Origin of the sequence: Streptomyces thermovulgaris (assembly GCF_002155915.1) — a bacterium.
Taxonomy (GTDB): Bacteria; Actinomycetota; Actinomycetes; order Streptomycetales; family Streptomycetaceae; genus Streptomyces; species Streptomyces thermovulgaris.
This window is the reverse complement of the sequence record NZ_MUME01000281.1, coordinates 1-7,863: the sequence shown is the minus strand read 5'-3', so window position 1 is coordinate 7,863 and position 7,863 is coordinate 1. Positions and strand designations below refer to the sequence as shown.

Annotated in this window: 10 protein-coding genes and 2 pseudogenes; 10 read left to right on the top strand and 2 right to left on the bottom strand. The window is 70.4% G+C overall.

What is annotated here, in order from left to right; translation table 11 throughout:
• Both CCN35_RS20985 and CCN35_RS20980 read right to left on the bottom strand, forming a co-directional pair.
• A partial coding sequence (locus CCN35_RS20985; RefSeq protein ID WP_107501075.1) for an IS5 family transposase occupies window positions 1-258 on the bottom strand: 258 nt, incomplete at its 3' end.
• A gap of 22 nt (window positions 259-280) precedes the next feature.
• Window positions 281-688 carry an NUDIX hydrolase gene (locus CCN35_RS20980; protein WP_067396181.1) on the bottom strand — a complete coding sequence of 136 codons (408 nt, stop codon included), beginning with the start codon at window positions 686-688 and terminating at the stop codon, window positions 281-283.
• 111 nt (window positions 689-799) lie between these two features.
• Between CCN35_RS20980 and CCN35_RS20975 the strand changes: the two genes are divergently transcribed.
• The 10 genes and pseudogenes from CCN35_RS20975 to CCN35_RS20930 all read left to right on the top strand — a co-directional run bounded on the left by CCN35_RS20975 (window position 800) and on the right by CCN35_RS20930 (window position 7,735).
• The gene (locus CCN35_RS20975) at window positions 800-1,588 is read left to right on the top strand and encodes a GntR family transcriptional regulator (protein WP_067396183.1); all 789 of its coding nucleotides are present in this window, start codon (window positions 800-802) and stop codon (window positions 1,586-1,588) included.
• A gap of 166 nt (window positions 1,589-1,754) precedes the next feature.
• On the top strand, window positions 1,755-2,111 hold the full coding sequence (locus CCN35_RS20970; protein ID WP_086793896.1) for an SCO3933 family regulatory protein: 357 nt from the start codon (window positions 1,755-1,757) through the stop codon (window positions 2,109-2,111).
• Window positions 2,111-3,514: pseudogene (locus CCN35_RS20965) on the top strand (FtsK/SpoIIIE domain-containing protein). The gene CCN35_RS20970 and the pseudogene CCN35_RS20965 overlap by 1 nt, the downstream one beginning before the upstream one ends.
• 88 nt (window positions 3,515-3,602) lie before the next feature.
• Window positions 3,603-4,260, top strand: a pseudogene (locus tag CCN35_RS20960) (DUF2637 domain-containing protein).
• Window positions 4,261-4,271: 11 nt separating this feature from the next.
• Entirely contained in the window at window positions 4,272-4,463 is a 192-nt protein-coding gene (locus tag CCN35_RS20955; protein ID WP_067396192.1) for a mobile element transfer protein, read from the top strand.
• A 15-nt stretch (window positions 4,464-4,478) separates the two neighbouring features.
• Window positions 4,479-4,673, top strand: a complete 195-nt coding sequence (locus CCN35_RS20950; protein WP_086793894.1) for a hypothetical protein — start codon at window positions 4,479-4,481, stop codon at window positions 4,671-4,673.
• 25 nt (window positions 4,674-4,698) lie between these two features.
• A complete protein-coding gene (locus CCN35_RS20945; RefSeq protein ID WP_067396198.1) occupies window positions 4,699-4,944 on the top strand; it encodes a SpdD protein in 246 nt (81 codons plus the stop codon).
• A 160-nt stretch (window positions 4,945-5,104) separates the two neighbouring features.
• On the top strand, window positions 5,105-6,400 hold the full coding sequence (locus CCN35_RS20940; protein ID WP_079129779.1) for a replication initiator: 1,296 nt from the start codon (window positions 5,105-5,107) through the stop codon (window positions 6,398-6,400).
• Entirely contained in the window at window positions 6,393-6,605 is a 213-nt protein-coding gene (locus CCN35_RS20935) for a helix-turn-helix domain-containing protein (protein ID WP_067396204.1), read from the top strand. The genes CCN35_RS20940 and CCN35_RS20935 overlap by 8 nt, the downstream gene beginning before the upstream one ends.
• A complete protein-coding gene (locus CCN35_RS20930; RefSeq protein ID WP_067396207.1) occupies window positions 6,605-7,735 on the top strand; it encodes a tyrosine-type recombinase/integrase in 1,131 nt (376 codons plus the stop codon). The genes CCN35_RS20935 and CCN35_RS20930 overlap by 1 nt, the downstream gene beginning before the upstream one ends.
• Window positions 7,736-7,863 lie beyond the last annotated feature (128 nt).

The following is a 7,863-nucleotide window of genomic DNA, read 5'->3' as shown; positions in this document are numbered from 1 at the left end:
GTCGCGGACCTGGATCTGTTCAAGCAGCCGGGCCCAGGTGCCGTCCGCCTCCCAGCGGGCAAACCGCTCATAGACGGTCTGCCACGGCCCATAGCGTTCGGGCAGGTCACGCCACGGTGCACCGGTCCGCAGCCGCCACAGCACTCCGTTGATCACCTGTCGGTGATCCCGCCACGGACGCCCCCGCCCGTCACTCCTCGGCAGCAGAGGCGCTATCCGCTCCCATGCCGCATCCGTCAGCTCACCACGACCCACCACAAGATCAATTATCAGACAGGCCCTAGACGAGTTTTACGCCGTCGTGGGCGCGTATGGCCGGCGGGGACGCCGCGTCGAGTGCGTCCAGGACACGGATCGCGTACGCCTCGTCGGCAAGCTCGGAAACTTCTTCTCGGGTGGCCCAGCGCAGTGCGCGGGTCTCGTCACCGGTGGTGGGCGTGCCGTCGGCGGCCTCGCAGCGGAAGACCAGGGAGACGATCAAGCCCTTCATGTTCTTGTAGACGCCGGTCAGGGTCGCCGGAAGCGCGATCTTGATGCCGGTCTCTTCGAGGACTTCGCGTTGCAGGGCCTCGGGGATGGTCTCCTCGCGTTCGAGGACACCGCCCGGGGGCTCCCACTTGCCGTTGTCACGGCGCTGGATCAAGAGGGCGCGGCCCTGGTCGTCGACGACGACTCCGGCAACGCTCACGGAGTGCGGGCGATCAGTGCTCACGTTCCTCGGCCCTCTCGGCTGACTAGGCTCTCCACCGTAGCAATAAAACTCGCCCACTCGTCTAGATGCCTAAAGGAGTGCAAAGACGTGAGCCCTCTCCCTTCCGGTCTCCTCGGCGATCTCGACCCCACGAGCGATCGTGCGGTCTTCCGGCAGATCGCCGACCAGCTGCGCGAGGCCATCGACCGTGGGCGATTCCGCGAGGGCGAAAAGCTGCCCTCCGAGGCTGAACTCGTCGAGCATTACGGGGTTTCCCGTATGACCGTTCGAAACTCCTTCGCCGTTCTCCAGGGGGAGGGGCTCGTGCAGGCCGAGCACGGCAAGGGTGTGTTCGTCCGCCCGCGGCCCCCCGTGCGACGGCTCGCCTCCGACCGCTTCGCCCGCAAGCACCGGGAGCAGGGCAAGTCCGCCTTCCTCGTGGAAGCGGACGCGGTCGGCAGTCATCCCCAGGTCGACAGTCTGGAGGTGAAGGAGGAGAAGGCCGGCCCGGACATCTCCGCACGGCTCGGGTCGGTGCGACGCGTGCTCGCCCGGCGGCGCCGGTACCTGCTCGACGGGCGACCGGTGGAGTTCGCCACCTCCTATCTGCCGCTCGACATCGCCCGCGGTACGCCGATCGCCGAGCCCAACCCCGGGCCCGGCGGCATCTACGCCCGGCTCGAGGAGCTGGGGCACTGCCTTGATCACTTCGAGGAGGAGATCCGTGCCCGGATGCCCTCCCCGGACGAGGTGCGGACGCTGCGGCTGGCCTCCGGCGTACCGGTCATTCATCTGATCCGGACCGCTTTCGACACCGAGGGGCGGGCCGTGGAGGTGTGCGACACGGTGATGGCGGCGGACGCCTACGTCCTGTCGTACCAGCTCCCGGCGACGTGATCGCGTGAGCGGCGGTGGTGCGCAGGGCTGGTTCTCCGAACTCGTACACACCGACACGCCTACTCGTATAGACGAGTGGGCAAGTCGTATGGCAAGGTGTTCGCGTGATCCCGGCAAGCGGGTTCACAGGACGTCTCTTGTATAGACGAGTAGATAGGAAGAAGCCTTGCGTACCATCCGCGTCGACACCTCGGCGGCCACGATCCTGCTCACCGAAGCCCCCGAGCCCAAGGTCCGCGACCGGCGGACCGGCGAGATCGCCAAGGACGCCGTGAGCGGTGAAGCGCTGATGACGGTCGGCGTCGTGTACATCGAGGACGGCGAGTCGTCGCTGATCAAGGTCACCGTTCCGGAGAGCGGAGTGTCCGAGGGACTCGCCCTCGGCTCGCCGGTCTCGCTGCCGGGGCTGGCGGCCCGTCCGTGGGAGAGCGTCTTCAACGGGCAGCAGCGGCACGGCATCGCCTTCCGGGCCGCCGCCGTCACTCCGGCCGCTTTCCCGGCCGCCGTGGGGGCCACGGCCTGATGACCGACCTGACGACACTCCTGGAGGTGGGCGGCCCTCTCGTCGCGCTCGGCGGCGGGGCTGCCTACGCCCGGATCAAGTATCCGGCGGTCTACTGGTCCACGGTCGGCCTGCCGATCTCCGCCGTCCGGCTGCTCGGCTCGTACGGCTCGGTGATGGAGGCGTGCGGGCTGACCATGGCGCCGTCCCGGTGGCGGGCCCTGGCGGTCAGGGCCACCACCAGCCGTGAGGTACGGCCCGTGCCTCCCCGCCGGGGCATCATCCGGCCCACTTCGACCGGCTTACGGCTCCGCCTTCGGCTCGCTCCGGGGCAGGAGCCGGCCGACGTCGCCGCCTCGGCGGAACGGCTGCGGCACGCCTGGGGCGTCCACGCCGTCTACGTGACACCGGTCAAGCCGGGCGTGATCGAGCTGCGTCTCGTCGGCTTCGATGTCCTGCGGCGGGTGCGGATGCCGCGCAAGCGCGACGAGGGGCTGTTGTGAGTGCCGGTCGCGCTCCGCGAGGACGCCACCCCGTTCGTGCGCGACTACCGCACCATCCCGCACCAACTCACCCTGGGCGCCACGCGGTCCGGCAAGTCCATGTACCTGCGGCACCTCATCACCGGACTCGCCCGTCAACTGGTCGCCCTGGTCGGCATCGACTGCAAGCGGGGCGTGGAGCTGGCCCCGTTCGCCGACCGGCTCTCCGCACTGGCCACCGACCCGGAACAGGCGGCCGAACTGCTGCCCGTGCTCGTCAAGGAGATGGAGGACCGATACGACCTGATCAAAGCCCGGCAGAACATCGCACCCGGCACCCCGGCAGAAGAGATCACCTCCGACATCTGGGGACTGCCCGAGATCTGGGGACTGCCCGAGAGCGAACGGCCGGTGCCCGTCGTGGTGTTCGTCGACGAGGTGGCCGAACTCTTCCTCGTCACCACGAAGAAGGGCGAGGAACGGCGCGACGAGATGGTCACCCAGCTCATCCGCCTCGCCCAACTCGGTCGAGCCGCCGGTATCTACCTGGAGGTCTGCGGACAGCGCTTCGGTGCTGAACTGGGCAAGGGCGCCACGATGCTGCGGGCCCAGCTCACCGGCCGTGTCTGCCATCGCGTCAACGACGAAGCCTCCGCGAAAATGGCGCTCGGCGACATCGCCCCCGAAGCGGTCGCGGCTGCCTGTGCCATCGCCCCCGAACGTCCGGGCCTGGCCGTGGCCGGCGACACCTCCGGCGGCTGGTCCCGCATCCGCACGCCCTACATCTCCCTCGGCGACGCGGCCCGCATCTGTCAGGAGTCGGCGCACCTCGTGCCCGACGTGCCCGCACTGAAGCCGTTCCGTCCCGACGTCCCAGACGTTCCCGCCGGTTCCGTCGAGATCCCGACGCCGGCCGTCCAGCCGCTTCCGGCGACCGACTGACTCTCGCCCCACCTCGGCACTCGGTCGGCGTGACCGCCTCACGCCACGTCCCTACCCCGTCATGCCCGATTCCGGAAGGAGCCGCGTCATGCGTGCTCATCTGGCCCGTGTCGACGCGGTGCTCGTCCAGGCGCTCATCGCGGGGGGCACTGTCCTTCTCCCACCTGCACGACATCGCCGCAGCGGCCGGACAGGACGGGTGGAAGGCATGGGCCTACCCCGTCTCGGTCGACCTGCTGCTCGTCGCCGCATGGCGCCGACTGCGGTCAGGCGCTGCGAAAGCGGCCGGATGGTGCTGGTTCGTCATCGCCCTCGCCGCGTCCCTCGGCGCCAACGTCGCCACTGCCGGCCTGCTCGACATGCAGCACGTCCCCGCTTGGCTGCGCATCCTCGTCGCCGGATGGCCTGCGGTCGCCTTCCTCGGCGGCACGCTGCTCGCCCATACGGCGTCGACGTCCGCCGTCAGTGCCCCGGACAGCGCTGACGTGGTCGACGACCAGGACGGCCAGGAAGACGCGCCCGATCCGACTCCTGAGCCGGCCGAGCCGGCCGCCCCACCGGAACCGGTGTCCGCGGCCGTACCCGAGCAGCCCACCGTGACCGTCCCGGCCGCGCTCGTCGAGCACGCCCGCAAGATCGCCGCCGAGCACCACAACCGCACCGGAACGCCCATGGACACCTCGACCCTGCGCGCCCGTCTCGGCGTTCCCGCGCCACTCGCCGAAGCGATTGCCGCCCGTCTCTGAGAGGAATTCCCATGAGCACGAATCGCCGTTTCCGTGCCGTCGTCCGCATCGGCCCCGTCCAGGTCGGCACGTCGTACGACGGCCGGGGCCGCGAGAAGCACACCGCCGCCTGCACGGCCCCGCGCTGCGGCTTCTCCGCCGACTACGACAGCCGGGCCGGCGCCGAGCTGGCCGCCCGCACCCACCGCTGTCCCGTCCGCTGAAAGGACCCGCAACCCGTGACCGTCAACATGCCGCTGGTCGTCGTCCTCGGCTTCTTCGCCTGGGGAGCGGTCAAGTTCCTCGGCGTCCGCACCTGGGTCGTCGTCCTGGTCGCCCTCTTCGGCTTCTGGCTCTCGCACACCTTCCTCGCCCCCGCCATCGGGTCCGGCACGCGCTCGGGCGTGGACATCATCAACGGCTCACATGACTAGACGAGTAGATAAGAGAGGTTCCGTCGTGCTGCTGCCCAAGTACCCCGACAGCCCGACCCCGCCGCCCGCGCACACCCACATCCCGGCCGCCCCGTCGCCTGTACGGCGCTCGCTGCCGCCCGTCTCGATCGGTACCGGGGCGATCGTGGCCGTGCTCACCGGCGGTGTGGTCCTGACCGCGCTCCTGGCCGCCGTCGCCGTCTCGGCCGTCTCGGTGGCCGTCGCCGCCGTCGTCCTGCGCTCCCTGCTCCGCGAGCACCACCGCCGCTGAGCCCGATCACTTCGCCCCGGGGCGGCCACGACACCGCCAAGCATCCGGCCGCCCCGGGCCCTCACTCCCGACCCGAACAGCCAGAAGGAGACAAGCCATCTTCATCTGTCCCACCCCGCCACCGCTCCCGGAACTGGCCAGACTCGCCGCGCACGGCGCCCTGCCCGGTATCCTCCGGCAGCTCTCCGGGCTCGGCGGCTGCACCAACCCGATCCGCCTCGACGGTCACCGCACCGAGTACGCCGTCGACACGGTCACCGGCGAGATCGGCCGTGTCCTCCAGCACCTCGACTCGGCCGACCTGCCCGCCGGCCAGCTCCTCGTCCGCTGCAACAACCGCCGCACGACCCGCTGTCCGGCCTGCGCCGAGGTGTACCGCCGCGACACCTTCTACCTGATCACCGCCGGACTGCGCGGCGGCAAGGGCACACCCGAACAGGTCGCCACGCACCCGCGCGTCTTCGCCACCTTCACCGCCCCCAGCTTCAGCCCGGTCCACAACCGCCCCTCCGGCCCGGCCGGAACGGTACGCCCCTGCCGCTACGGCGTCCGCCACGACCAGGACGACCCCGTCCTCGGTACCCCGCTCGACCCGGACACCTACGACTACGAAGCGGCTGTGCTGTGGAACGCCCATGCCGGCGCGCTCTGGCGGCGCTTCTCGACCTACCTGCGCCGCGAGGTCGCCAAGCGCGCGGGCCTGTCCCAGCGACAGTTCCGTGAGCACGCGCGCGTGTCCTTCGCGAAGGTGGCCGAGTACCAGAAGCGGGGTGCCGTCCACTTCCACGCCGTGATCCGCCTCGACGGGCCCGAGGGCGGCGACACCCCGCCTCCCGCCTGGGCCACGGCCGAGCTGCTGACCGACGCCATCCGCGCCGCAGCATCAAGGGTCCGCGTGGACGGTCCGGTTGTCGACGGCCGCGCCCACACCTTCGCCTTCGGCCGCCAGCTCGACGTGCGCATCATCCGCTCCGCCGACTTCACAGGCGGGCAGGAGCTGACCGAGCGGGCCGTGGCGGCGTACATCGCCAAGTACGCCACCAAGGGCGCCGAGACAGCCACGGGTGCCCTGGACCGGCCGCTGAAGTTCGCCGCCGAACTGGCCCAGTTCGACATCAGCGACCACGCCCGCCGGCTCATCCGCACCGCCTGGACCCTCGGCGCCCGCAAAGACCTGGAACATCTCCGCCTGCGGGCCTGGGCCCACATGCTCGGCTTCCGCGGCCACTTCTCCACCAAGTCCCGCTGCTACTCCACCACCCTCGGCGCCCTCCGCGACGCACGCGCCGCATGGCGCCGGGCCCAAGTGGCCCCGCCTGTCCCGCAGGACGGCGAAACCACGCTCGTTCTCGCCCACTGGGTCTTCGCCGGAACCGGCCTGTCCGACGCCGAGGCCTGGCTTGCCGCATCCCTCGAACCCGCACCCGGAACGGAAGGAGAGCCCACCCATGGCTGACCGCTGCCTGACCGTGGCGCAGGTGGCCGAACTCCTCGGCACCACGGAGCGCTTCCCGCGTCGCCTGATCGCGGAGCGGCGCATCCGGTACGTCAAGGTCGGCCGCCACGTCCGTATCCCGGAAAGCGCACTGAACGCCTTCATCGACGCCAACACGGTGCGGCCGATCGGTGACCGCCGTAACTCCTTGCGAGGGGTTGCCTGATGGCCAACAGGAAGGGGAGACGGCGGAGCTTCGGTTCGATCCGACGGCTTCCGTCCGGTCGTTGGCAGGTCCGCTACCGGGACCCGGAGACGGGGCAGCTGCGTCCGGCGGAGAAGACGTTCGCGACCAAGACCGATGCCCAAGTGGCCCTGACGCACATCGAGTCGGACATCGCGCGCGGACAGTGGTCGGACCCGGACGCCGGATCGGTGAACTTCGCCGAGTACGCCACCGCATGGCTGCGGGACCGGAAGCTCGCCGACCGCACCCGCGAGCGGAACGAGTCGGTGATGCGGCTGCACATCCTGCCCACCTTCGGAGCCGGGAGCGTGGCCGACGTGACGACGGCCCGGGTGCGCAGCTGGCGCGGCAAGCTTCTTGCGGCCGGTGTCGGTGAGCCGACGGTGGTCAAGGCGTACCAGCTGCTGCGTGCCCTGATGAACACGGCCGTGGACGACGAGCTGATCCGGCGCAACCCGTGCCGCATCAAGGGCGCGGACCGCTACGACGTGCCCGAGCGGCCGGTCCTCACGGTGGCGGAGGTCTTCGCCGTCGCCGACTCCATCGCGCCGCGCTACCGGCTGCTGGTGCTCCTGGCGGCCTTCACCACCCTGCGGTTCGGGGAGCTGGCGGCCCTGCGGCGCCGGGACGTCGACCTGGAGGGGCTGACCGTCACCGTGCGCCGCGCCCAGGCCGAATTACAGGACGGCCGGCTCTTCGACAAGGCACCGAAATCCGCAGCCGGGATGCGCACCGTGTCCTTCCCGGCCGAACTGCTCGACGAGGTCACGCACCATCTGGAGCACTTCGCCGCTCCGGGCCGCGACGGGCATGTCTTCGTCGGACCGCAGGGCGGGCGACTGCGGCGCAGCAACTTCCGGGACGACTGGGTCAAGGCCCGCAAGGCCGCGGGCGTCACGGATGAGCTGCACTTCCACGATCTGCGGCACACGGGCAACATCCTGGCCTCCATGGCCGGAGCCAGCACGCGGGAGCTGATGACGCGGATGGGGCACAGCAGCTCCCGGGCCGCGTTGATCTATCAGCACATGACCAGCGACCGGGACCGGGCCATCGCCGACCGGCTCGGGGCCATGATCCGAAACGGTGGGGGAGGTGCCTCCGGGTAGGGGATGTGGACTCCGCGTGGACTCTAGTGGCACGCGTGTGGCACGGCCCCGGGCACGACGAAGGGCCAGCCTGGGAGGAAACCCCTCCTGAGCTGGCCCTTTGTTCTGTGCCCCCGGCAGGATTCGAA

Bases quoted from the DNA above. Each gene is read 5' to 3' on its own strand.
- CCN35_RS20955 (WP_067396192.1), top strand. From the start codon at position 4,272: ATGAGCACGAATCGCCGTTTCCGTGCCGTCGTCCGCATCGGCCCCGTC.
- CCN35_RS20935 (WP_067396204.1), top strand. From the start codon at position 6,393: ATGGCTGACCGCTGCCTGACCGTGGCGCAGGTGGCCGAACTCCTCGGC.
- CCN35_RS20930 (WP_067396207.1), top strand. From the start codon at position 6,605: ATGGCCAACAGGAAGGGGAGACGGCGGAGCTTCGGTTCGATCCGACGG.